Origin of the sequence: Candidatus Sulfotelmatobacter sp. (assembly GCA_036500765.1) — a bacterium.
Classification (GTDB): Bacteria; Acidobacteriota; Terriglobia; order Terriglobales; family Acidobacteriaceae; genus Sulfotelmatobacter.
Map to the genome: position 1 here is coordinate 229862 of DASYBM010000011.1, position 23479 is coordinate 253340.

The following is a 23479-nucleotide window of genomic DNA, read 5'->3' on the forward strand; positions in this document are numbered from 1 at the left end:
ATGAACGGGCTGTTTCAGGATATTCGCTACGCATTTCGCCAGCTGCGCAAGAGCCCGGCGTTTGCGTTCACGGCGGTGCTGATACTGGCGCTGGGGATTGGCGCCAGCGTGTCAATCTTTGGTTTTGTCGACGCTGCGCTGATTAAACCGCTGCCTTATCCGAACCCTGACCGGCTAGTCTACGTGACGGAAAGTGTCGCGATGATCCCGCGCGCGAATCTCTCTTATCTCGACTACCTCGATTGGAAGAGACTCAACCAGGTTTTCAGTTCACTGGATGTTTTCCAAGACAGCGGTTACCTGCTGCGCACTCCCAGCGGCACTGAACCAGTTTCGGCGATGCGCGTGAGCGATGGTTTTTTTCACACCCTGGCAATCGCCCCAGTTCTGGGCCGCGACTTTTATGCGGGCGAAGATTTGCCAGCGGCGCCGAATACTGTGATGCTGAGCTACGCCACCTGGCAAAAACGGTTCGGAGGAAGAAAAGATGTAATTGGCGAAACCGTTGCGCTCAGCGGCGTTCCGTACACGATCATTGGTGTGCTGCCGGCGGACTTCCAATTTGCTCTGCGGGGAAGCGCGGAGTTCTGGACGACCCTTCACCTCAAAGCCGACGATCCTAGGTGCGGTCGAGGATGCCATCAACTGACTGGGATCGCTCGTCTGAAGGACGGGGTTACCGTCGAAATGGCGCGGGCAAATATGAAGACCATTGCCCGGCAACTGGAATTGCAATATCCCACTACCAATCGAGGCCAGGGCGCTTTTGTGGGGACTCTTGCCGAGGTCGTAGTTACGGATATCCGTCCCATTCTGCTTGTGCTGCTGGGTGGCGCCGGATTGCTGCTTGCGATTGCCTGCGTGAATGGCTCGAGCCTGCTGTTGGTCCGCTCAGAGAGCCGCAGGCGCGAAATCGCGGTGCGCGGTGCGCTAGGTGCCTCGCGTGGGCGCCTGATTCGGCAGTTCACCACGGAAGGAGTGTTGTTGGTAACGGCAGGCAGCGTACTGGGCCTGATGATGGCCCAAGTTGCGATGCGGATCCTCCTGCGGCTGATCTCGAAAGAGATGATTGACGGTATGCCGTATTTAGCGGGGCTGGGCTTGAACCTTCACGTGCTCACCTTCGCGGGTGCCGTCTCGTTAAGCGCTGTATTTCTGTTTTCGGTCACGCCTGCGCTGCGCTTGCCGCTGACAGAAATACGGGAGGGCTTGGCCGAAGGTGGTCGCGGGTCGGCCGGAACCTTATGGCGCCGTTTTGGCGCTAATCTGGTGGTCGTTGAACTGGCGATTGCGGTCGTCCTTCTCGTTGGCGCTGGCCTGTTGGGGAAGAGCTTCTACCGCTTGCTGCATGTGGACCTCGGATTCCAAGTCGACCATCTGGCCACGATGCAAGTTCAGTTGTCCGATGCCAGGTATGCAAAGGACGAGCAACAGGTGGCAGTCGGACGGCAGATCATCAGCCGGGTTGCCAGCTTACCGGGCGTGCAGTCGGTCGGCATCACGGAAATCTTACCCGTGAGTTACAACGGCGGCACAACCTGGATCCGCTTTGTGGGCCGGCCCTACAACGGCGAGCACAATGAAGTGCTCGAGCGCGATGTGAGCTCCGCTCTTTTCGCTACGCTCGGGGCGAAGCTGTTGCGGGGACGGTACTTTACCGATGATGAGGACGCGTCCAAACCTCATGTGGCTCTCATCAATCGGACTCTAGCCAAACAATACTTTTCCGGGGAAGACCCCATCGGCCAAAAAATCGGCGACACCAACCTGTCGCCGAGATCGACCTTCGAGATCGTTGGCGTCGTGGACGATGTGAAGGATGGGCCGTTGGACTCGGAGATCTGGCCGGCTGTCTATTATCCGTTTAACCAGAGTCCCGACCCTTACTTTTCTCTGGTCGTGCGTGCTTCGCAGGCCGAGGAAACTCTCCTGCCAACGATGGCGGCCGCGGTGCGGGAGATCGATCCTGATATCGGCACGGAAGGCGAAAACACGATGATCCGCAGAATCGGCAATTCGCCGTCCGCCTATTTGCACCGCTCCTCTTCCTGGCTGGTGGGCGGGTTCGCGCTTCTGGCGCTGTTGCTGGGCGTGGTTGGCCTTTACGGCGTGATTGCGTATTCGGTGAGCCAGAGGACGCGCGAAATTGGAGTTCGCATGGCGCTGGGGGCACAGCGCAGTTCGGTCTATCAACTCATTCTGACGGAGGCGGGCTGGCTGACGGGATTGGGCATCGGCGCCGGATTGGTGTGCTCGGTCGGGGTCGCGATGCTGATTCGCGGATTGCTTTTTGGAGTGGAAGCCTGGGACGCAGGCACGCTGCTCTCGGTTTCTGCTGTGCTGACGCTGGCCGCGATGCTGGCCAGCTACATCCCGGCAAGACGGGCGGCGAGAGTCGATCCTATGGTGGCGCTGCGATACGAGTAAGGCTTGGGAAACGCAAATGATGACTGGATTCAGTCAGGATTTTCGCTACGCGATGCGGCAACTCGGGATGGCGCCGGGGTTCGCCGCGGTCGTGGGAGCGGGACTCATGATTCGCAGTTTTCAAAACCTGCGCGCCGTGAACCCTGGATTCGATTCTCACAACGTTCTGACCATGAACGCGATGATCTCCCGAACAAAGTTCCCCACGCCTTCGCAGCAGATCGGGTTCTTCGAGCGGGTGCTGCAGCGGGTGCGGGCATTGGCCGGCGTGGAATCAGCGGCGGTCATTGACGATATTCCTTTGGACAACGAAGGTTCCCACCAACCCATTGCCATTGAAGGCCGTCCGGTCGTGCCCATGTCGGAACAACCGGAGGTGGACGTCCGCCTCATCAGCACCGGTTACATGGGCGCAATGCACATTCCAGTTCTGCGCGGTCGCGATTTGAATGAGACCGATCTTGCGGACAGACCGGCGGTGGTTGTGATCAGCGAGTCCATGGCGCGGCAGTTTTGGCCCGGCGAAGATGCCATCGGTAAGCGCCTGACGCTTACCTTTTTCCCCGGTACTGTCCGCGAAGTGGTGGGAGTGGTGGGCGATGTAAAGCTTGACGGCCTCGACCAGACGCGTCCCAGCGCAACTCTCTATTTTCCGCTGGACCAGGTTTCCGTGCCGGCTTAATGGCGGGTGGAGTTCATTCCCGATGACGCTGGTGGTGCGCTCAGCCGCCAGTTCCGGCGGACTGGTTGCTGTCGTGTCCAACGCGGTGCATGAGGTTGATCGGGACATTCCATTGCGCGACATTCTCCCCATGGACGAACTGGTGAAGAACTCTCTAACTCAACAACGGTTCAACATGCTGCTACTTGGGGCCTTCGCGGCTCTCGCGCTGCTGTTGGCTGCGGTGGGTATTTACAGCGTGCTGTCGTACAGCGTGAAACGGAGCGTGCGAGAAATCGGAATCCGTCTGGCTCTGGGCGCTCGCCTGGGCGACGTGTTGCGTATGGTCGTGATCGAGGGCATGAAGCCGACCTTGATCGGAGTGGCCGCGGGAATGGCAGGTGCACTGGTTCTCGGGCGCGCGTTATCGAGTCTGGTCTACGGGGTGCGGCCGACCGATCCCATCACTTTTCTGGCAGTGGCATTGCTGCTGGCCGTCGTCGCGCTAATCGCCGGCATTATGCCAGCGTATCGCGCGACCAGGGTCGATCCCATGGTGGCGCTGCGGTACGAGTAGGAGCCAGGAGATTGTTATGAACGGATTCTTTCAAGATTTGCGTTACGCAGTGCGACAGTTGCGCAAGAGTCCCGGATTCACCGCCGTAGTCGTTCTTTCTCTCGCATTAGGCATTGGCGCGAACAGCACCATCTTTAGCGTGCTCGACGCGGTTTTATATCGGCCTATGCCCTATGTGCATCCCGATCAACTGGTGGTGATCTGGCAGACCGAGCAGCAGCGTCCCGATTCCTTCCAGCCCCCTCCGAATCGGGCTGACGCGACTGATCGCCGGGTTTCTGGTGGATGTGAAGCCGACCGACCCCGTGACCTACGCAGTGGTTGCGATGGTGCTGATCAGTGTCGGACTGCTCGCCTGTTACGTCCCAGCGCGCCGGGCGACGAAGGTCGATCCGATGGTGGCGTTGCGCTATGAGTAATTCCGACTGATGAACGAGGGTGAAATGATTCAACTGAAACAACTCGACCGTAGCTACAAGACGGGTGCGGGACGGACCTGGGTGCTGCGGCGCGTGAATCTCGAGATTCGCAAAGGCGAGTTCATCACGGTGATGGGGCCCTCGGGAGCGGGGAAGTCATCTCTGCTCAACGTGCTGGCACTGTTAGACGATCAGTGGGAGGGCGAATACTGGTTCCGCGAGGCTGCGGTTCACGACATGAAACGCAAGCAGCGCAGTGAACTGGCCAAGAAAAGTATCGGAGTGGTCTTCCAGAGTTATCACCTGCTGGATGATCTTACGGTGCAGGAAAACATCGACCTGCCGCTTTCTTATAAAGATATTCCGCGCGGGCAGCGCCAGAGTCTGGTGGCCGATACGCTCGACCGCTTCCAGATCGTTGCCAAGAAAGATCTGTATCCCAGCCAACTTTCCGGTGGGCAACAGCAGTTGGTGGGCGTGGCGCGGGCCGTCATTCACAAGCCCACGCTTTTGCTGGCCGACGAACCCACGGGCAATCTGCACTCCGGTCAAGCCAAGGAGATCATGGAACTCTTCCGCGAACTGAATCAGCAGGGAACAACGATTGTGCAGGTGACTCACTCGGAGGCCAATGCGGCCTATGGCAGCCGCACCATTCAAATGCGGGACGGTTGGCTGGTGGGCGACACGAGCGATCCGAAGCTTACGCAGCCGACGGAGGTCAACGCAAGGTGAATGTCTTGGGCACAAGTTTGTTGCGAAGGGGACTGGCGGCGCTTTGTGTATACGGAATGCTGGTTTCGACGATGCCCATGGCTGGCGCGCAGACGGGTGGCTCGCAAACCCCGGACGAGGGCGTCCCGGGCTCCGCAAATGTCCCGAACTCAACAACCTCCCACGGGTCCTCGACACTGGAGATGCCGAAATCGCACAATCCGTTCAATGCGTATGCGGCGGATTATGTCTCCCGGCCGTTGCTGGCGAACTCGCCGCGGCTTGATCGTTTGGTCCGCGAGGGCAAGCTATACCTCTCGCTGAAAGATGCCCTTGATCTCGCTCTGGAAAACAATCTGGACCTGGCCATTGCCCGTTACAATCTTCCGATTGCAAACACGGACATTTTGCGCACGCAGGCTGGCGGATCTTTTCGCGGCGTGAACACAGGCGTGGTGCAGGGAACTCCGGGCGGCGGCGTAGGTGGCTTTGGCACGGGCGCTCCCGGCGCGGGCGCCGGCGGCACCAGCAGCGGCGCGGGTGGCGCGGGCGCCGGCGCATCTGGACTCGTGCAATCTACTCTCGGGACGGGAACGGCAGTGTCGTCCTACGATCCTTCAATCAACGCGAGTGTCGGAGACGAGCATCAGACTTCCCCGGTCGTTAACCAGGTGATCTATGGAGTCTCGTCGCTGCAACTGAATACAGGGCAGTTCAACCTGAGCTATTCGCAGGCATTCGCCACCGGAACCAGCATCGGCTTCTCCTTCAACAACCTGCGCCAGACGACCAACAGCCCATTCTTCACCCTGTCTCCTACGTTAAGCGCTGCGTACCGCCTCTCGATTCAGCAGGAATTGCTCGCTGGATTTGGCTTCGGGCCCAACCTGCGGTATTTGCGAATCGCCAGGAACAATAAAAAGATTTCTGACATCGCTTTCAGAGATCAGGTGATTGCGACCGTGACCCAGATTGAAAACATGTATTGGGATCTGGTGAGCGCGTACGAGCAGACGCAGGTGAACGAACAGTCTTCCGCATTCGCGCAGCAAACGCTGGAGAATGCGCGCAAGCAACTAAAACTCGAGAGCATTCCTGAGATGGACGTCCTGCGGGCCGAGGCCGAAGGGTCCCGGCGCGATCAGGAATTGACAGTGGCTCGCACCAGTCTCCAATTGCAGGAGACACTTATGAAGAATGCCATTACGAAGAGCTTGGACGATCCGGTGTTGGAGGCGATGCCGGTTATACCCACCGACCGAATGGAAGCCGTGCAGCCGCAGCCGATTGAGTCGACCGAAACTATTCAGCAGTTGATTGCTGAAGCATTGCATGACCGGGCGGAACTGGCGGAGTCCGACGTCGATCTCGTGAATCGGCAAATCAGCCGCCGCGCCGCGCGCAATGCTCTGCTGCCATCGCTGGCGCTGGTGGGATTTTATTCTGGCGCCGGGTTGGCGGGCACGCTGAATCCGGTTTGTACCGAGGCTTGCACCACAAATGTTCCGGCCGATTTCGGGGGAGCGTTAAGGAATACGTTCAACAATTCGTCGCCCGATTATTATGTTGGACTGAATCTGAATATTCCGATCCGCAATCGAGTAGCAAAGGCCGACCAGTACCGCTCTGAACTTGAATACCGGCAGGCCGAGTTGCGCCTGGAGCAATTAAAAAAGCAGGTACGCATTGAAGTTCGCAATGCGCAGTATGCGCTCGAACAAACCGCTGCACGAGTGCTGGCCGCCCGCAAGGCCCGCGATCTCGCCCAGAGGACATTCGATATCACAAAGAAAGAGCAAGACCTGGGCTCCGGATCGAGCTATCAGACGCTATCTGCACAGCGAGATCTTTCACTGGCCGAACTGGATCTGGTCACGGCGATGACCATTTTCCAAAAAGCAAGAGTGGAACTTGACCGGGCAACCGGGACGACTTTGGAACATAATGGCATCCAGCTGCAAAATGCGGTGAGCGGCATTGTTAGTGATACGATCACCGCCGCGAGCCCCTAACTGGTCATGCAGATTTTCACTAAAGCCGTGGCATTTTCCGCCGTCGGTCCCGCCAGAGAAGCGCATGAGCGGCCCCGCATTCTGGCGGCCGACGATCAACCACATGTGCTTGAAGCGCTCGATCTCCTCTTGCGTCCCCAGGGATATGAGGTCGAGACCGCGAGATCGGTTGCCCTGGTGCGCAACGCGCTGGCCACCGGTTCTTATGATGCATTGCTCATCGACCTGAACTATACGCGCGACACAACCTCGGGAAAAGAAGGGCTTGAGCTGCTTTCCGAGATCGTTGGCCTCGACAGCGCCACTCCCGTCATCGTGATGACCGCATGGGCCAACATTGAACTGGCGGTCGAGGCAATGCGCCGTGGAGCTCGGGATTTCATTCAGAAGCCCTGGGAGAATGACCGTTTGCTTTCGATTCTGCGCACGCAGGTCGAACTGCGCCGGGCGTTGCAGCGGGCGGAAAGACTGGCGGCGGAGAACCGGCTGCTACAGGCCGAGGGACGGCCCGAATTCATTGCGGCGGCGCCCGCCATGCAACCGGTGCTCGAAGCCCTTGCCCGCGTCGGACCGTCCGACGCGAATGTGTTGATCACGGGCGAGCATGGCACAGGAAAGGAAGTCGTAGCGCGCACGCTGCACGCAGTTTCGGGACGAGCAACGCGTCTCATGGTCTCGGTGAATACTGGGGCCGTGCCCGAGGCTCTCTTTGAAAGTGAACTCTTTGGCCATGTGAAAGGTGCATTTACTGATGCCCGCACCGATCGCATCGGGCGCTTCGAGCTGGCCGACGGAGGCACTATATTTCTCGACGAAATTGGCAACGTACCGCTGCGGCAGCAAGCCAAGCTGCTGCGCGTGCTCGAAGCGGGCGAGATCGAGCGGGTCGGCTCGTCGCGCTCCGTGCGCGTCAATGTGCGTGTGGTCTCGGCCACCAATGTCGATCTGCGAGGGGCGTGTGCTTCCGGCCAGTTTCGCGAGGACTTGCTCTTCCGGCTGAATACGGTCGAGATCCACGTGCCGGCTCTGCGCGAACGGCGCGAGGACATTCCCGCACTGGCCCTCCATTTTCTGATGCGCTACGCCTCGCGCTACCGGCGTCCGATTGAGAGCTTCGATGCGGCCGCATTGCAACTGCTTTTGCAATACGCCTGGCCGGGGAATGTTCGAGAATTGGAACATACGCTGGAGCGCGCGGTGCTGATGTGCCGGGGCAACGAAATTCAACGCGGCGATCTGGGATTGGACATGGTGCGGCCGCAAGGCCAGAACCTGGAAGAACTCAGCCTGGAATCGGTGGAAGCGATTCTGATCCGCAAGGCGTTGCAGCGTTCGCAGGGAAATGTGAGCCAGGCCGCCGAGACTCTCGGGCTTAGCCGAGGCGCTCTCTATCGGCGGATGGAGAAGTATGGGCTCTAGCCCGCAAGGGATGACCAATCCCGGTGCGCGCAAGCCTTCCAAAAAGCGGGTCCGACTGCTGTATGAACGGCGAGTGAGTCTGTATGCTCTGCTGGTAGCGCTTCCCGGATTGCTGGTTGCAGGCCTTTTCATTGGGCTGCAACCGTGGACATTGGGTTCGAAATTTTCGCTGCTCTTCGCCCTCCTCTTTGTGTGGTGGTTGCTGGCGATGGCGCTTCAGGAACAGGCCACACGGCCTTTGCAAACTCTGGCCAATGTGATCTCGGCATTGCGGGAGGAGGATTATTCCTTTCGGGCTCGAGGCGCGGCCACCGACGATGCGCTGGGCGAACTCTCCATTGAAGTGAACGCCCTGGCCGACCTTCTGGCCGATCAGCGGATTCGTGCTATTGAAGCCACAGCTCTGTTGCGCCGTATTGTTGAAGAGATTCAGATTCCGCTTTTCACCTTTGATCCCAATCAGATTTTGCGTCTGGTGAACTCCGCGGGGGAGCGCCTGCTGCAACAGCCAGCGGTACGACTAAGGGGCCTGACGGCGAAAGAAATCGGGCTGGCTGCCTGCATGGACGCGAAAAATGAGACTGTGGTTCCGCTGCCCTTTCAGGGTCCGAATGCGCGTTGGCTGGTGCGGAGAAGTTCTTTCCGCGAAAAAGGCGTGCCGCACACGCTTATTGTTTTGTCGGATGTTAGCCGGGCTTTGCGGGAAGAAGAACGAGGCGCATGGCAGCGCCTGATTCGCGTGCTCGGACACGAACTTAATAATTCTCTTGCGCCGATCAAATCAATTGCAGGTTCGCTGCGGGCACAGATTTTCAACGCTGCGCCACCGGCCGATCAGCGCGAGGACTTTGAACGCGGGCTATCGATCATCGAGACCCGTGCCGATTCGCTCAATCGCTTTTTGCAAGCCTACCGGCGCCTCGCCCAGACGCCCCCACCGGTCGTGCGAAAGACACAGATTGCTCCAATCGTTCAGCGGGTGGCTGCGCTCGAGGCGAGCTTGCCGGTGCGGGTCATTCCCGGTCCGGATGTGGAATTGATGGTCGATCCCGATCTGATCGAGCAGATGCTGATCAACCTGGTACGGAATGCAGTGGAGGCAGCTCTGGAGATTCAACTTCCGGCGGGCGGCCAGAATGCGGGTAAATCTTCGCTCACTCGCGAACCCGCGGTCGTCGTTCGATGGGAGCTTGCCGAAAAAGATCTCGTGCTTATCGTCGAAGATAACGGGCTCGGGTTGGGCAATTCTGCCAATGTTTTTGTTCCGTTCTATACGACTAAGCCGGCCGGAAGCGGAATTGGTCTCGTGCTTTCGCGGCAGATCGCCGAAGCGCACGGCGGGTCGATCGAACTGCTCAACCGCACGGACCGGCCGGGGTGCGAGGCGCGGGTCGCGCTCCCGCGCGTCTGAAGGTCCGTAACCATTACCAGACCCACGCTGGTCTTCTAAACGGATACCACTCCGGCACCTATCATCCGCGCCTCAAAACAAAAAGGGTACGTGGGTTTTTACACGTACCCTACCCCTCCGAAAAATGTTCCCCGCCCGTATGAAATTACGGGGGAAGGCCCACCGGGCGGGACCGGAGTTAGAGCGCCCGAATCATACAGGAGGCCGCGAAATTCGCTGCCACCTGAATGGTGCAGTGGCATGGCACGTCCGTGCCATTCCCGGTTGGACCGACTGCGTCTAGGATTGTTCTTGAGCAGCACTTGGGGGAGGGCTGATCAACATACGTCCCAAGACTTTAGCGAGTCTGGGGCGTTTTGTTTTGCCTTAATATCGTGGGCTTCCCCTCGCCTTCGATCTATGGCCAACATCCTTTATGGAGTGAATGGCGAAGGCGCGGGTCACTCTACGCGCGCCAAAGAGGTGCTCATGCATCTCGTTGGTCAGGGCCATGACGTTCATGTCGCTTCGTTCGATCGCGGCCTGGAAAATCTCGCGCCACACTTCGATGTCACCGAAATTTATGGCTTCCGCTTCGCCTACGTCAATAATCGCGTGCGCTATAAACGCACCATCGCGAAAAATCTGATTACCGTCCCGCAGGCGGCTAAGAGCTTGCATCATCTTTATGATCTCGTCGAGGAATGGAATACTGATCTGGTCATTACTGACTTCGAGCCGCTGACCTGCCATGTGGGACACAAACAACGCATTCCGGTAATTTCCATCGATAATCAGCACTGCCTTACGAACGCAGTTGTTTCGTATCCCAGGCAGTATCGCCGCGATGCGGCGGCCGCGAAACTCGTGACTCAACTGATGACGCCGCGCGCTAACGCTTATCTCGTCATTTCATTCTTCAAAGCGCCGATTCGCAAGCGCAAGACATTTCTGTTTCCCCCGCTGCTGCGGCATGAAATCCTCAACGCCACTGCTACGCAAGGCGATCATGTGCTCGTCTATGTGACTTCGCCCGCACCCGCGCTAGCCAAGCTGCTAGGCTCAGTTCACTGCCGTTTCATCGCTTACGGCTTTGGCCGCGAGGGGCAGGACGGCAATATCGTTTATAAGAAGCCGTCAGCTGACGGTTTCTTCCGCGACCTGACCAGCGCCGGCGCGATCGTTGCCAACTCCGGTTTTTCGCTTGTCACCGAGGCCCTGCACCTAGGCAAGCCGTACCTGGCTGTACCCGTGAGCCACCAGTTCGAGCAGATCTTCAATGCGTATTGGCTCGACAAATCAGGCTTCGGCGCCTATTGGGAGGAATTGAATAAAGAGCGAGTCGAGGCTTTTCTCTACAACCTTCCGCACTATCGCGAGGCTCTGGCGCAATACCCGCGGCAGGGAAACGGGGCTTTGCTCGCTAAGCTGGACAGCCTGATCGCCGGCTATACGTCGGCTTAATGTCAGACAGATGACTTGAACGAAGGTAACCTCGAATCCTCCAGCACGAGCGATATCATGATTCGAACATCTCGTTAGTACGGATTGCGAGCGCAGTTTGCGGCTGGAGGGATTACCGATGCTGAGATGGCGACTGTTCGTCTTGCTGGGAGCCGGTGCTTGGTTGTGCGCCTTCTCGGCGCTGGGGCAGGACACGCAATCGATCGCAGACCTCGCTCGCCAAGCCCGTCTGCAAAAGCAGCATAAAGAGGGGCAGACGCAAAACTCGGCGAATGCAACTGGCGCTGCGCCGGCCAAGACGGCCCACGTCATTACCAACGATGAGATTCCTGAGCGCGTCGGATCGACGCTGACTCCGGCATACGCTGAATCTGAGGAGCCCGGCTACACTACGGGAAACTCGGGAGCCCGAAAGGGTCAGGCAGATCCTTCTCAGCCAGATCCATGGAAGACGCAGATTTTGGCGCAGAAGAGCGCCATCGCATCGTTAGAGGAGCAAATAAAAAGCGCCAGCGACTCCATCCATTTTCCCGCAGCCTGCCTCCGTAACTGCGCGCAACGGAATGAGCGAGAGATCCAGAAGCAGGATCAGGTGGAGAACATGAAACAGCAACTCGAGGAACAGAAGCAGCGCCTGGCAGAGATGCAGGAGTCCGCCCGCAAACTAGGCTACGGCAGCGCAATCTACGATCCGTAAGGAAAACGATCCTCGGCCAATTATTGCAAGAGGCACGATTTCCACATTCCTCAAATCTGGCCATTTGTGCGAAATTAGTCCATGCCCTTAGTGGTTCGCCCGTCACCCATTCATTCCGTCGGCGTATACGCCGCCGCTCCAATCCGTAAAGGAACCCGCATCGTTGAATACACTGGGGAGCGCATCACTGCTGACGAAGCCGATCGCCGTTACAATGGCTTCTCCCGCACCTACCTCTATGGGCTGGATGACGGCAAGACCGTGATCGATGGCGAGGGTCTGGGCGCCTATCTGAATCATTCCTGCGATCCCAACTGCGAGGTGGACGAGATCAAGGGACGAGTCTGGATTTTCGCTATCCGCGACATCGCCGCCGGTGAAGAACTGCTCTGGGACTATAACCTGTACGACGATGACGATCCCGCGCCCTGCCACTGCGGCTCGAAAAAATGTCGCGGCACGATGTATTCCCGGGAATGGATGGCGAAGATGAGGCGCCAGGCGGCCCGCAAGAAAGAGCAGGCAGCAGCCCGAAAACGCAAGACCACCAACAAAACCAGGCGCAGTCGAAAATCGGCGGCATAGAATCCTTAAAAGTTCAGTTCTGACGAGTTTCCGGAAGATGCCTAATTCGTGCGTAACTTTAGCGCCGCGGTGGCGGATGTATTTGGTGTGCGCGGCTTGGTGTGACATTTGTCATGCCCTTCCGATGACGATCTCCACTTGTGGCGCAGAACGAGTCGCGACAACATGGAGCGTGAAAAGGGCGGTTCTATGAGATCGAGCGTTCTGATCGATCCAAAAAACGAATCCAGCCGGGTTGCCGATTGCGACTTGCTTCGTCTATTCTTGGTGCGCTGGGACGTGCCTGCCTTCTTCGCCCGGCTCCCGGTTCCCTCTGGAGTTCGCCCATGACGTTGACCCGGTTTGTGACGAAGAACGCGTTCCGCAACAAGCGCCGCAGCATTCTTACGGTGTTGAGCGTCGGCGTCTCTTTGCTGCTGCTGACGTTCATGATGACCGTGTGGAACGGTTTCTACATCGATAAGGGCAGTGCCGAATCCACCCGCCGACTGGTTACACGTCACCGGGTTTCGCTTACCAACCCTTTGCCGGCCTTCTACCGGGAAAAAATTCGTGCCGTCCCCGGAGTCGTCGCGATTATTCCGAACTCCTGGTTCGGGGGCTTGTACATTGACGACAAGCCGGAGCACTTTTTCGCTCAGTTCGCGACTGATCCCGACGAACTGCCCAAGATCTACCCGGAAATGCAAATACCTGCCGATCAGCTTGCGGCTTGGCAACGCGACCGGGCGGGAGTCATCGTGAACGATGCGCTGGCAGAAAAATATCATTGGAAACTCGGCGACCGAATCGTGCTGCTGGGCACAATCTATCCCATTAATCCGGAACTCACGATTCGGGGCATTTATCATTGGCCGACCACGAACACCACGGTTTACTTCAACGAAAAATATGTAGAGGAAGCCGTGCCGACATTTAAGGGAACGGCTGGCACGTTCAGCATCATGGCCGCCTCATCAAACGACGTGGCCAATATCGCGAAAACTGTCGATGACATGTTCCGCAATTCGCCGCAGCCCACCAAAACCGAGAGCGAAAAAGCCTTTGGTCTGAGCTTCGTCAACATGTTGGGTAACGTGAAAGCTTTTATTCTTAGCATCTGTCTGGCGGTTGTTTTCACGACTCTGCTGGTTACCGCGAACACCATGGCCATGTCGATTCGCGAGCGTACCCGGGAAGTGGCCGTCCTGAAGACATTGGGATTCGAGCGGCAGACGATTCTGGGATTGTTCGTAGGTGAATCAATGGCGCTCTCGATTGCCGGTGGAATTTTCGGATGCGGCTTCGCCTGGCTCCTGCTGTTCGTGTTCAAGGCGTCTCCCATGGGCTTTTTCCTGGCAGCGATGAAAATTACACCGGGAACGTTGGGTGTGGCGCTGCTGGTTTCGGCCATGGTCGGCTTCTTCAGTTCGCTGGTTCCTTCCTACAACGCATCGCGGGTGCAGATTGTGGAAGGGCTTCGTCACATTGGATAGGGAATATTGCGCAGAGGAATTTCAGGACAGGGAATCGGGTATCGGGATTTTTATGACGCTGAGCAGTTTCATCGTGCGCAACGCTTTTCGCAACAAACGGCGCAGCCTGCTGACCATGGTCAGTATCAGTTTCTCGCTGCTGTTGCTTACGTTGATGATTTGCATCTGGCGCTCGTTTTACGTGGATCAGGTCGCGCCCGAAGCGTCGCGCCGCGCGATTATCCGGGATCGCGTTTCGCTCGCGTTTTTTCTGCCCGCGTACTATCGCGATAAGATCCGCAGCGTGCCCGGTGTAGTGGCGGTCGCGCCGATGACCTGGTTCGCGGGGCGTTATATCGACGATCGGCCGCAGCACTTTTTCGCGCAATTGGCCACTGATCCCGACGAATACTTGAAGGTGGCTTCCGACAAGATCGTCCCGCCGGATCAGTTATTGGCCTGGCAGCGCGATCGCGCGGGAGCGCTGGTCGACGTCACTCTGGCGAACAAGTACGGCTGGAAGATTGGCGACCGCATCACGTTGCAGGGTACGATTTTTCCAGCCGACCTAAATCTCACCATTCGCGCCATCTATCATCGCGATCCGCCACAGAACGCCCTTTACTTTAACGCGAAGTATCTGGAAGAGTCGGTCGGTTGGTTTAAGGGCCAGGCGGGTTGGTACTCCGCTCAAATCGATTCGGCAGACGATGTGGCGCGAGCCTCCAAGGAAATCGATGACATGTTCCGCAACTCCCCGCTGCAGACGAAAACTGAAAGCGAAAAGGCTTTCCAGCTTGGGTTTGTGGCTTCCCTGGGTAACGTGAAGGCGTTCATCCTGGGAATTTGCGGTGCGGTGGTATTCGCGATTTTGCTGGTATCGGGCAACACCATGGCGATGTCGGTTCGCAACCGCACTCGCGAAGTGGCGGTATTGAAAACGCTCGGCTTCACCAGTCGGAGTGTGCTTTCGATCTTTGTCGGCGAATCGATTGCGCTGTCCGTTGTAGGCGGGGCGCTGGGAGTTGTGGCGGCGGTCCCGCTGATATGGCTGCTCACGCGGCAATTCATTGCACTCGGAGTTCCGCTCGCCATGAAGGTGACCGGCCCAACCGCGGCGCTGTCGCTGGCCGTGGCCTTGACCCTGGGTTTAGTAAGCGGATATTTACCGGCGTACAACGCGTCGCGCATGAACATTGTGGAAGGCTTGCGCCACATCGGATGAGTTGAGAAATTACTATGGCGATACCGATTAGCTATAACGTTCGAAACTTGATTCTCCGCAAGGGCCTCACCATCATGACGGCCCTGGGCATTGCGCTCACCGTGACTACTGCGATCTTTCTGATGGCATTGCTCGCCGGACTGCAACGGGCGTTCGTGAGCAGTGGTGATCCGCGGAATGTCCTGGTTCTGCGTAAAGGCTCGGAGGCAGAACTTTCAGGCGGCTTCGACGCCGCGCTCTTTCCCACCCTTAAGACGCTGCCCGGCATCGCGAAAGACAGCCGCGGCGAGCCTATGGCTTCCGGCGAACTCGTGGTCGTCATCGTGCTTCCGCGCAAAGATGGAACCGGCGAAGTCAATGTGACCGTACGCGGTATGATGCCCGACGGACTCGAACTCCGCCCCAGCGCAAAGCTCGCCGAAGGCCGATGGTTTCAGACCGGGCAGCGCGAGGTCGTGGTGAGCCGTTCGATTCGCAGCCGATTCACTCACACCAATATTGGCGACACGATGGAGTTCGGCAAAGGCTCGTGGAAAGTCGTCGGCGTGTTCGATGCGGGCGGATCGGCCTATGAATCTGAAATCTGGGGTGACGTGAACCAAATGTCCTCCGACTTCGACCGCCAGGGAGGCTATTCGTCCGCGTATTTGCGCGCGACCGATCCCATTGCTGCCGACGCGCTTACCAGGCGTGTTGCCGACGATCAGCGGCTCAAATTGGAGGGCGATCTGGAGACTGCGTATTACGAGAAGCAGACTCGATCTGGCGGTCCCATCAAATATATCGGCATTGTCGTGGCCTTCATCATGGCGATCGGCTCGATTTTTGCGGCCATGAATACGATGTATGCGGCCGTGGCGTATCGCGGGAGAGAGATTGCCACGCTCCGGGTCATTGGATTTTCGCGACCCGCGATTTTAACTTCGTTTGTCTTGGAATCGTTAATGCTGGCGCTGCTCGGTGCACTGGCGGGCATTCTGCTCATGCTTCCATTCAACGGGATGCAGACGGGAACGTCGAACGCGGTGACCTTCAGCGAAGTTGTATTCGCCTTGACGATCACGTGGCAGGTTGCGGCTTATGCGCTGGCGTTTGCTTTGATTATGGGATTCGTGGGCGGGCTGGCGCCAGCGTGGCACGCGGCGCGGCAGAATATTTTGAATGCGCTGCGGAGCTAGACCGCTACGCCGGAAACTATTTTAGGACTTAGAACGTACTTACCCCTATGGCGATTGACACAAAACATGAAGACTTGCAGAGCTTGCGGATCGATCGCACGCAACGCGGTGATTCTGGCGGCGAACCGCCGGCCTGGACGCGGCGGTACATTCTTACTGGCATCGCGGTGGTGGTATTGCTGGGGCTGATCGCGATTGTCTACCGTGCACTCTCCTCCGATGTGCCGGAGGTCGAAGTGGTTCGTGCTGCCGCGGAGACCAGTGGCAATGATGCCGGCGGCACCGTGCTTTCGGCGACGGGCTACATTGTGGCTCATCATACGATCAACGTAAATTCGAAGGTCACTGGACGGCTGTCTTGGATCGGCGTCGAGAAAGGCGACAAGGTCAAAGAAGGCCAGGTCCTGGTTCGCCTGGAGGATCAGGAATTCCGCGCGTCGTACGAGCAGGCCAAGGGCGCGGTGGCGAATGCACACGCTTACCTCGATGAACTGCAACATGGATCGCGGCCGGAGGAGGTCCAGCAGGCTCAGCATAATCTTGACGAAGCCCGGGCGACGCTCGTCAATGACAAGCTCACGCTCGACCGCACCAAAGAGTTGGCGGCCAGCGGGGTGGTTTCGCGCCAGCAACTGGACGATGCCACTGCAAAATTCGATTCCGATCAGCAGCGCGTGAACTCTCTCGAAAAGGCGTTTCAGCTTTCGAAGATCGGTCCGCGGGCTGAGGAAATTGAGCGGGCTCGGGGCGCGTTGTTGCAGGCGCAGGGTCAGCTCGACTACGCGCAGTCGCAATTGGATGCCACGGTCATTCGCGCGCCCGTAACCGGCACCATTCTCGACCGGACGGCGGAAAAGGGCGAGCTCATCACGGCGCAGTTTGCCAGCGCAGCGGCGGGCGGACCGCAGGGATCGGTCGTGTCGCTCGCCGATCTAAACGATTTGCAAGTCGAACTCGACATTGCGCAGGCGGACTTTGCGCGCCTAAGTCCTACGCAAAAGGCGAAGGTAACCACCGACGCGTATCCCGACAAGGAATATGACGGAGTGATCGCACAGATTTCTCCCGAGGCCAACCGCCAGAAAGCCACCGTGCAGGTGAAAGTGCAGGTGCAGAATCCGGACAAGTATCCCGACGTGCAGTTGCGTCCGGAAATGAATGCGACTGTGAAATTTCTGGCCAACGAAACGCCGAAAAATGCGAAACAGTCTACGGGTGTATATGTCCCATCGGCCGGCATTCACGACCGCGACGGAAAGAAAGTCGTGTTAATCGCCTATAACGGAAAGGCTGTCGCCCGCGAAGTTCGTGTGGTGGGCCAGCGTAGCGATGGGGCGCTAGTCGATGGGCTGGTTGGCGGAGAGAGCGTGATCACCACCGCGCCGGCTACTTTGAAAGACGGAGACAAAATCAAAATCAAGGGGCAATCATAATTATGAGCACAGTTGCGCAAGCCAACATTGCGACGGGTACCAAAGTCGTAGAAGTTCACGGCGTCAGCAAAATCTTCAGGCGCGATGCGTTTGAAGTGACGGCGCTCGACGACGTGTCGATCGACATTGCCAAAGGCGAATTCCTCGCGCTGATGGGACCCTCCGGCTCAGGCAAGACCACGCTGCTGAATATGATCGCGGCCATCGATCGGCCGACCAAAGGCCAACTGCTGGTGCAGGGACAGGACATTTTCCGCTTCAGCGACTCGCAGATTGCGCACTGGCGAAACGAACACATCGGCTACGTGTTTCAGACTTTCAATCTGATTCCGGTGCTCACGGCGTTTGAAAATGTCGAGTTGCCGCTGCTCCTGACCAAGCTGACTGCGCCGCAGCGCCGCGACCACGTGATGACCGCGCTTAAGCTGGTCGGCTTGGAGGAGCGAGTCGGTCACCTTCCCAAGCAACTCTCAGGCGGGCAGGAACAGCGCGTCGCCATTGCACGCGCGATTGTGAGCGATCCGACCCTGCTGCTGGCGGACGAACCCACGGGAGATCTGGACAGTCATTCCGCCACAGAAGTGTTGGAGATCCTGAAGCGGCTGAACGAGGACTTTCAGAAGACGATTGTGATGGTGACGCACGATCCACACGCGGCATCTTATGCGCACGTGACCCGGCATCTGGAAAAAGGGATGCTGCTGCCGCCGGGGTAGGGAAGGCATGCATGTACCGAAATGCACTCGCTAAATCATAATCACGCCAGGCTATTTCGCTGCCTTACTAAGTCTTAGCCCGCGTTGGCGACAAGTCCGGTTTCGCCGGTTCTAGCCTCAGGCTCCGCGGGCATTTCTGCGACCCAACGCCAGGCCCGTCTTCCGTTTAGCAACACTGCCTGGGCCTCGCCATACTCCACCAACCGGTTCAGGACGGTCGTGACCGACGCCATAGGATCCTTATGCCGAGCCAGCAGCGCGGGCATGTTCTGCTGAAAATAGTCGCAAATGTCGCGGGCATTCATGGCGTGCCCGGCCTGCATCAGGATCATGCGGCAGGCCTTGGTGAACCCGGGCTGGCGTCCGCTGCTTTTGCGGTCGACCATTTCCAGCAATTCCTCGCTGAGCACGTCGTCGCCAAACAAACTCGCCAATCCGGAGATGGTTTGTTTGACTGTGCCAATGCGCTTCATGACCTCGGAGCGTTGTTGCAGCAACTGACGGAGTTCGCCATGCGCTTGCCGAATCACTTCCTGCACGTGGCCGACGTCATATCTCTCGATCGGTCGAACCAAACCGGGTTGAACCGAGCCGTTTTCCTTCTGCCCGTTTTCCATACGATCTCTCCCCAATTCTTCGAACGAGTCACTCATACCGAACTAATCGCTGCGAACCAGTTCTGGCGGCGCCACCCAAACCGGCGTCTACACACGCAGAGGTGCGACTCCATTTCTTTACATACCGGACGTGGCATCCATCGTGCGAGGGCAGAACTCGCTTAGGGATGTATACGCAGAGCATCGTTCTGGCGTTCCCTCGATTTTCGAGTAGGAATATCTGAAAGATGCCGGGTCTCGTGACATTAGACGCGGCTATGGCGGATCGGTTAACAAGGGTTTCCTCTTGCCCTCTGGAAAGCTCGAACCTGGTCTGTCGAAGGGAGCCTGAACCACTAACACCTGCCTCCGTGAGGTTCTTGGCGCCCCTGAAGAGAAGTTCGGATCATTCTTGCTTCTCTCTAATCCAAATCTCGTCACAACGCAGGCCCCCGGCCGCCGGTACGATCGGGCCGATAACGGACGGTTTCAGAGCGGCGCTAAACTCCTGCTCGCGAGATTCCGATGGTAACAAGTAGGGAAGCCATCCTCCGTGTCAACCGTTGCAAAACCGGCCGTTGCCTCCACGCCCTTGCGGGTGCTGCTGGTGGGGACGAAAGAGGAAGACTTCTTTCTGATTCGCGAGATTCTGGAGCGCACTCGCAGCATGCTCGCCGCTGACCTGGACCATGCCCACTCACTGGATGAAGCCCAGGCGATGCTCCGCCAGCAGAGCTACGGCTTGGTCTTGTTCGAGCACGAAACCGGAGACGTGGAGGCGGTTCACCTGGTGGCTGAGTTTCTGCACGTCGGCGTAACCGTTCCTTTTATCCTACTGACGGAAAATGCAGACGAGAAGACGATCGCCGAACTCATCGGTGCGGGGACCTGGAATTGTGTGGCCAAGTCTCACCTGGACGGCGCGACATTGGTCCGCACCATTCGCAACACCTTGGCGATGCATTCTTTGCAACAGGAACAGCAGACTGCCGAGGAATCTCTGCGCAAGCTCTCGCGCGCCGTCGAGCAGGCGGCCGACGCCGTAATGGTAACCGATTGTGACGGGATCATTGAATACGTGAATCCGGCATTCGAGGCACTGACTGGCTATACCCGCGAGGAAGCATACGGCAAGACCCCACGGATACTAAAGTCGGGTGAGCAACCGCCCGAAATTTACCCGCAAATGTGGAAAGCAATGCTTGCGGGCAATCCCTTTCGTGGTGTGCTGGTGAACCGGAAGAAGAATGGAGAGTTGTACTACGTGGAGCAAAGTATCTGTCCGGTGCGGGATTCCACGGGGCGCATCACCCACTTCATCTCCAATGGCCGCGATCTAACCGAGCGAATGCGACTGGAAGCGTACCTGCTTCAGTCGCAAAAAATGGATGCGATCGGAAATCTCGCCGGCGGCGTTGCGCACGATTTTAACAATCTCCTAACGATCATCACCAGTTATGCGGAGCTGGCGTTGGATGCTGCGCCACACGAGAGCCCGCTCGAATCGAAGATTCAGGAGATTCTGCTGGCCGCGCGCCGTGCCGCAGAGTTGACCCGCCAACTATTGGCCTTCAGCCGCAAGCAGCCCCAGGCGTTGCGGGTTGCAGACCTCAACCAGGTAATCGCACGCATTGCCAATACACTTCCCCGGCTCATCGGCGAAGATATTGACTTCACTTTTACGCGAGGCGAGCGCCTGGGTCCCGTGCGGGTTGACCCGTTGCAGATCGAGCAAATTCTGATGAACCTCGCCGCTAATGCTCGCGATGCCATGCCCCAAGGCGGTCACTTGCGAATTGAAACCTCTGACGAGCATCTGGATGAGGCCTATGTGCATTGCAAGAAGGCTGTGATTCCTACGGGACGGTATGCGCTGATCACAGTCAGTGATGACGGAACCGGTATTCCGGCTGAGCATTTGCCGCACATTTTCGAGCCTTTCTACACAACCAAACCTTTAGGCGAAGGCACTGGCTTAGGCCTCGCGACCGTGTATGGAATCGTGAAGCAGAATAAGGCATTCATCTGGGTCTATAGCGAACCCGGAATGGGTACAATCTTCAAGATTTACCTGCCCTGTGTGGGAGATCGAGAGAAATTGATCGAGACCCAGAATCTCAAATCCGAGGGCGCGATTCGCGGATCGGAAACAATTCTTCTGGTGGAAGACGAGCATGCGGTGCGGCGCGCAACCGCTGAATTCCTCAACCTGCAAGGCTATACGGTCCTCGAAGCCAAGGATGGTCTGGATGCGCTGGCAGTCGCCAGAAACCATTACTCAACCGTTCACCTGGTCGTGTCTGATGTCGTGATGCCGAATATGAGCGGCGGTCAACTGGCGAAAGAACTGTCGCAACTGCGGCCGGATACTAAGCTCTTATTCGTCTCCGGCTACGCCGGCAAGACTGTGCTCGACCACAATGTCGTCGACCTTGAGACCAACTTTCTTCAAAAACCCTACACCTTGAAACAGCTTTCGGAAAAGATACGCGCCGCTCTGCGCCCAACCGAAATGAACTCGCAGTCGGCTTCCACGCAATGCGCTGGGCAAGCTCACTAAGACAAGCTCAATAAGGCAAGCCTGGTGAATTGCCCGCCATCTTCTCAGACTCTATAATCAGCCTTCGCGACTTCGCAGGAAACTTCAATAGCCAGCGGGTCCGGGGGACTGGTATTCCAATCACCGCGACGAATCAGGATCGTCCCAACCCACAAGCGAATCCGGCATCGCTGCTCATTCTGATTTCACTCTGGCTTGCGATTTACGCCGCGGGCATGTTTACCCCTCCGTTGCTCGATGACGTGGATACGATCCACGCAGAAGCGGCGCGTGAAATGCTTCTCCGCCATGATTGGGTAACCATGTACACCAACGGGCTTCGCTACATGGAGAAGGCGCCGCTGATGTATTGGAGCGTCGCCGCCAGCTACGAACTCTTCGGAATCAGCGACTGGAGCAGCCGGCTTCCGCTCATGCTAGGTTTGTTGGCGCTCGTGCTGGCGACTTATCGCCTGGGCAGTTATGCGCTCGGCGAACGGGGCGGCTTCTATTCCGGCGTTGTCCTGGTGACGTCGATCGGGCCCTACATCTTCACTCGCTTCCTGATCCCCGATGTGCTGGTGGGGCTCTGGCTGGTGATTTCATACCATTTGTTTCTGCGATCTTTAGAGGAAGATCGTCCGACGCGACTTACCTGTTGGGGATTCGCAGCGGCGTGCGCCCTGAACGTGCTCACCAAAGGCCTGATTGGGCTGATATTTCCCATCGCTACGATCGCTCTGTACTTGTTGCTGACCCGGAATCTACGGCATCTGGCAAAGCTACGAATTGTTTCCAGCACCGTCGTTTTTTTTATCATCGCGGCTCCCTGGCATATCCTCGCCGCTATTCGCAATCCGCCCCAGGGCGAGGCGCGCGGATTTCTATGGTTCTACTTCGTCAATGAACACATCATGAGATTTCTGAACAAGCGGGTGCCTCCGGGATATGATACGGTTCCACTCGTTCTCTTCTGGGCTCTGCTCGTTCTGTGGCTGGTGCCGTGGGCGGTGTTCTTGCCACAGGCTCTATGCGACGTTCCGATTCGGTGGAATGAGTTAGGTACGCCGATGGATCGACGCCGACGTGCCAATCTGCTTTTTCTCCTGTGGGCTTTGGTGATTCTTCTGTTCTTTAGTTTTTCGACCCGGCAGGAGTACTACACCATTCCAGCGCTTCCAGGCATTGCTCTGCTGACGGGAGGATGGCTGGCGCGGGAATCCGCCGCGGATGCCACCGAGCGCGAACGCCGCGCCGGGCGGCGCTCTTCGCTTGTTCTAATGATCGTCGGATTGGCTTCAGCCGTGCTTGGTCTGGCACTTCTTTCTGTTACTCATCCGCCTGCGGGCGCCGATCTTGCGGACCTGCTGAAGACCAATCCGCAAGATTACGATTTCTCGCTGGGCCACGTTCTCGATTTTACGCCGCAAGCGCTGGGAATGTTCCGCGGGCCGCTGCTCGGTGCTTCTCTGTCTCTGTTGTTTGGGACGTCTGTGAACTGGTGGATGCGGCGACGGAACCGGCCGGTCTGGGGAAACGTGTTTCTGTCATTGATGATGGTCGGCTTGCTCACGTGTGTGCATACTTCGTTTGCGCGATTTTCGCCGATCCTGTCTTCATATGATCTCGCGGTGGCGATTGAGAAAAAGTTTCAACCGGGAGATCTCATTGTTGTGGATGGCCAGTATCATCAGGCTTCCACTCTGAATTTCTATACTCATGTCCCGCTGCGAATATTGCACGAACCCAGCGGCAATCTCTGGTACGGCGAAAAGTTTCCCGATGCGCCGCATGTGTTCGAGACTTCGCAGTCATTCGCCGCTTTGTGGCGCGGGTCGGCTCGCGTTTTCTTATGGACAGATCAGGGCGATCCTAAAGAATTGGCGGGAATGCCGCACTTCTTGCTGGCACGCAGCGGCGGCAAGTCAATATTTATCAATCGAGCGCCCTGAACAGATCGTGTCCTTGGCTTC

19 protein-coding genes are annotated in these 23479 nt (G+C 57.6%); 18 read left to right on the forward strand and 1 reads right to left on the reverse strand.

Annotated elements, in window-relative coordinates; translation table 11 throughout:
- The 16 genes from VGM18_14555 to VGM18_14630 all read left to right on the forward strand — a co-directional run bounded on the left by VGM18_14555 (nucleotide 1) and on the right by VGM18_14630 (nucleotide 18371).
- On the forward strand, nucleotides 1–2427 hold the full coding sequence (locus VGM18_14555; protein HEY3974223.1) for an ABC transporter permease: 2427 nt from the start codon (nucleotides 1–3) through the stop codon (nucleotides 2425–2427).
- Between the two features lie 16 nt (nucleotides 2428–2443).
- Complete coding sequence (locus VGM18_14560; GenBank protein ID HEY3974224.1) at nucleotides 2444–3109, forward strand: ABC transporter permease; 666 nt, start codon at nucleotides 2444–2446, stop codon at nucleotides 3107–3109.
- A gap of 22 nt (nucleotides 3110–3131) precedes the next feature.
- Entirely contained in the window at nucleotides 3132–3665 is a 534-nt protein-coding gene (locus tag VGM18_14565) for an FtsX-like permease family protein (GenBank protein HEY3974225.1), read from the forward strand.
- Between the two features lie 281 nt (nucleotides 3666–3946).
- Nucleotides 3947–4084, forward strand: coding sequence for a hypothetical protein (locus tag VGM18_14570; protein ID HEY3974226.1), 138 nt, complete (start codon nucleotides 3947–3949; stop codon nucleotides 4082–4084).
- A 24-nt stretch (nucleotides 4085–4108) separates the two neighbouring features.
- On the forward strand, nucleotides 4109–4819 hold the full coding sequence (locus tag VGM18_14575) for an ABC transporter ATP-binding protein (protein HEY3974227.1): 711 nt from the start codon (nucleotides 4109–4111) through the stop codon (nucleotides 4817–4819).
- 5 nt (nucleotides 4820–4824) lie between these two features.
- Nucleotides 4825–6810, forward strand: coding sequence for a TolC family protein (locus VGM18_14580; GenBank protein HEY3974228.1), 1986 nt, complete (start codon nucleotides 4825–4827; stop codon nucleotides 6808–6810).
- 6 nt (nucleotides 6811–6816) lie between these two features.
- Nucleotides 6817–8229 carry a sigma-54 dependent transcriptional regulator gene (locus tag VGM18_14585; protein HEY3974229.1) on the forward strand — a complete coding sequence of 471 codons (1413 nt, stop codon included), beginning with the start codon at nucleotides 6817–6819 and terminating at the stop codon, nucleotides 8227–8229.
- A complete protein-coding gene (locus VGM18_14590) occupies nucleotides 8219–9640 on the forward strand; it encodes an ATP-binding protein (protein ID HEY3974230.1) in 1422 nt (473 codons plus the stop codon). The genes VGM18_14585 and VGM18_14590 overlap by 11 nt, the downstream gene beginning before the upstream one ends.
- Before the next feature lie 399 nt (nucleotides 9641–10039).
- The gene (locus VGM18_14595; GenBank protein ID HEY3974231.1) at nucleotides 10040–11083 is read left to right on the forward strand and encodes an MJ1255/VC2487 family glycosyltransferase; all 1044 of its coding nucleotides are present in this window, start codon (nucleotides 10040–10042) and stop codon (nucleotides 11081–11083) included.
- 118 nt (nucleotides 11084–11201) lie between these two features.
- The gene (locus VGM18_14600) at nucleotides 11202–11780 is read left to right on the forward strand and encodes a hypothetical protein (protein ID HEY3974232.1); all 579 of its coding nucleotides are present in this window, start codon (nucleotides 11202–11204) and stop codon (nucleotides 11778–11780) included.
- Between the two features lie 81 nt (nucleotides 11781–11861).
- Entirely contained in the window at nucleotides 11862–12365 is a 504-nt protein-coding gene (locus tag VGM18_14605; GenBank protein HEY3974233.1) for an SET domain-containing protein-lysine N-methyltransferase, read from the forward strand.
- A 326-nt stretch (nucleotides 12366–12691) separates the two neighbouring features.
- Nucleotides 12692–13840 (forward strand): ABC transporter permease, encoded by a 1149-nt coding sequence (locus tag VGM18_14610; GenBank protein ID HEY3974234.1) that lies wholly within the window; start codon nucleotides 12692–12694, stop codon nucleotides 13838–13840.
- Nucleotides 13841–13892: 52 nt separating this feature from the next.
- Complete coding sequence (locus VGM18_14615) at nucleotides 13893–15044, forward strand: FtsX-like permease family protein (protein ID HEY3974235.1); 1152 nt, start codon at nucleotides 13893–13895, stop codon at nucleotides 15042–15044.
- 14 nt (nucleotides 15045–15058) lie between these two features.
- Nucleotides 15059–16222, forward strand: coding sequence for an ABC transporter permease (locus VGM18_14620; GenBank protein ID HEY3974236.1), 1164 nt, complete (start codon nucleotides 15059–15061; stop codon nucleotides 16220–16222).
- A 47-nt stretch (nucleotides 16223–16269) separates the two neighbouring features.
- Nucleotides 16270–17655, forward strand: a complete 1386-nt coding sequence (locus VGM18_14625) for an efflux RND transporter periplasmic adaptor subunit (GenBank protein ID HEY3974237.1) — start codon at nucleotides 16270–16272, stop codon at nucleotides 17653–17655.
- Nucleotides 17656–17657: 2 nt separating this feature from the next.
- The gene (locus tag VGM18_14630; protein ID HEY3974238.1) at nucleotides 17658–18371 is read left to right on the forward strand and encodes an ABC transporter ATP-binding protein; all 714 of its coding nucleotides are present in this window, start codon (nucleotides 17658–17660) and stop codon (nucleotides 18369–18371) included.
- Nucleotides 18372–18445: 74 nt separating this feature from the next.
- On the opposite strand, the gene VGM18_14635 is transcribed toward VGM18_14630, so the two are convergent.
- Nucleotides 18446–18988: a hypothetical protein gene (locus VGM18_14635; protein ID HEY3974239.1), complete on the reverse strand. Its 543-nt coding sequence runs from the start codon at nucleotides 18986–18988 to the stop codon at nucleotides 18446–18448.
- 532 nt (nucleotides 18989–19520) lie between these two features.
- Between VGM18_14635 and VGM18_14640 the strand changes: the two genes are divergently transcribed.
- The gene (locus VGM18_14640; GenBank protein HEY3974240.1) at nucleotides 19521–21527 is read left to right on the forward strand and encodes a response regulator; all 2007 of its coding nucleotides are present in this window, start codon (nucleotides 19521–19523) and stop codon (nucleotides 21525–21527) included.
- A 29-nt stretch (nucleotides 21528–21556) separates the two neighbouring features.
- Nucleotides 21557–23458, forward strand: a complete 1902-nt coding sequence (locus tag VGM18_14645; protein HEY3974241.1) for a glycosyltransferase family 39 protein — start codon at nucleotides 21557–21559, stop codon at nucleotides 23456–23458.
- Nucleotides 23459–23479 lie beyond the last annotated feature (21 nt).

Bases quoted from the DNA above. Each gene is read 5' to 3' on its own strand.
- VGM18_14635 (HEY3974239.1), bottom strand. From the start codon at position 18,988: ATGGAAAACGGGCAGAAGGAAAACGGCTCGGTTCAACCCGGTTTGGTT.
- VGM18_14565 (HEY3974225.1), top strand. From the start codon at position 3,132: ATGACGCTGGTGGTGCGCTCAGCCGCCAGTTCCGGCGGACTGGTTGCT.
- VGM18_14620 (HEY3974236.1), top strand. From the start codon at position 15,059: ATGGCGATACCGATTAGCTATAACGTTCGAAACTTGATTCTCCGCAAG.
- VGM18_14560 (HEY3974224.1), top strand. From the start codon at position 2,444: ATGATGACTGGATTCAGTCAGGATTTTCGCTACGCGATGCGGCAACTC.
- VGM18_14590 (HEY3974230.1), top strand. From the start codon at position 8,219: ATGGGCTCTAGCCCGCAAGGGATGACCAATCCCGGTGCGCGCAAGCCT.
- VGM18_14605 (HEY3974233.1), top strand. From the start codon at position 11,862: ATGCCCTTAGTGGTTCGCCCGTCACCCATTCATTCCGTCGGCGTATAC.
- VGM18_14575 (HEY3974227.1), top strand. From the start codon at position 4,109: ATGATTCAACTGAAACAACTCGACCGTAGCTACAAGACGGGTGCGGGA.
- VGM18_14625 (HEY3974237.1), top strand. From the start codon at position 16,270: ATGGCGATTGACACAAAACATGAAGACTTGCAGAGCTTGCGGATCGAT.
- VGM18_14630 (HEY3974238.1), top strand. From the start codon at position 17,658: ATGAGCACAGTTGCGCAAGCCAACATTGCGACGGGTACCAAAGTCGTA.
- VGM18_14555 (HEY3974223.1), top strand. From the start codon at position 1: ATGAACGGGCTGTTTCAGGATATTCGCTACGCATTTCGCCAGCTGCGC.
- VGM18_14595 (HEY3974231.1), top strand. From the start codon at position 10,040: ATGGCCAACATCCTTTATGGAGTGAATGGCGAAGGCGCGGGTCACTCT.
- VGM18_14610 (HEY3974234.1), top strand. From the start codon at position 12,692: ATGACGTTGACCCGGTTTGTGACGAAGAACGCGTTCCGCAACAAGCGC.
- VGM18_14585 (HEY3974229.1), top strand. From the start codon at position 6,817: ATGCAGATTTTCACTAAAGCCGTGGCATTTTCCGCCGTCGGTCCCGCC.
- VGM18_14615 (HEY3974235.1), top strand. From the start codon at position 13,893: ATGACGCTGAGCAGTTTCATCGTGCGCAACGCTTTTCGCAACAAACGG.
- VGM18_14600 (HEY3974232.1), top strand. From the start codon at position 11,202: ATGCTGAGATGGCGACTGTTCGTCTTGCTGGGAGCCGGTGCTTGGTTG.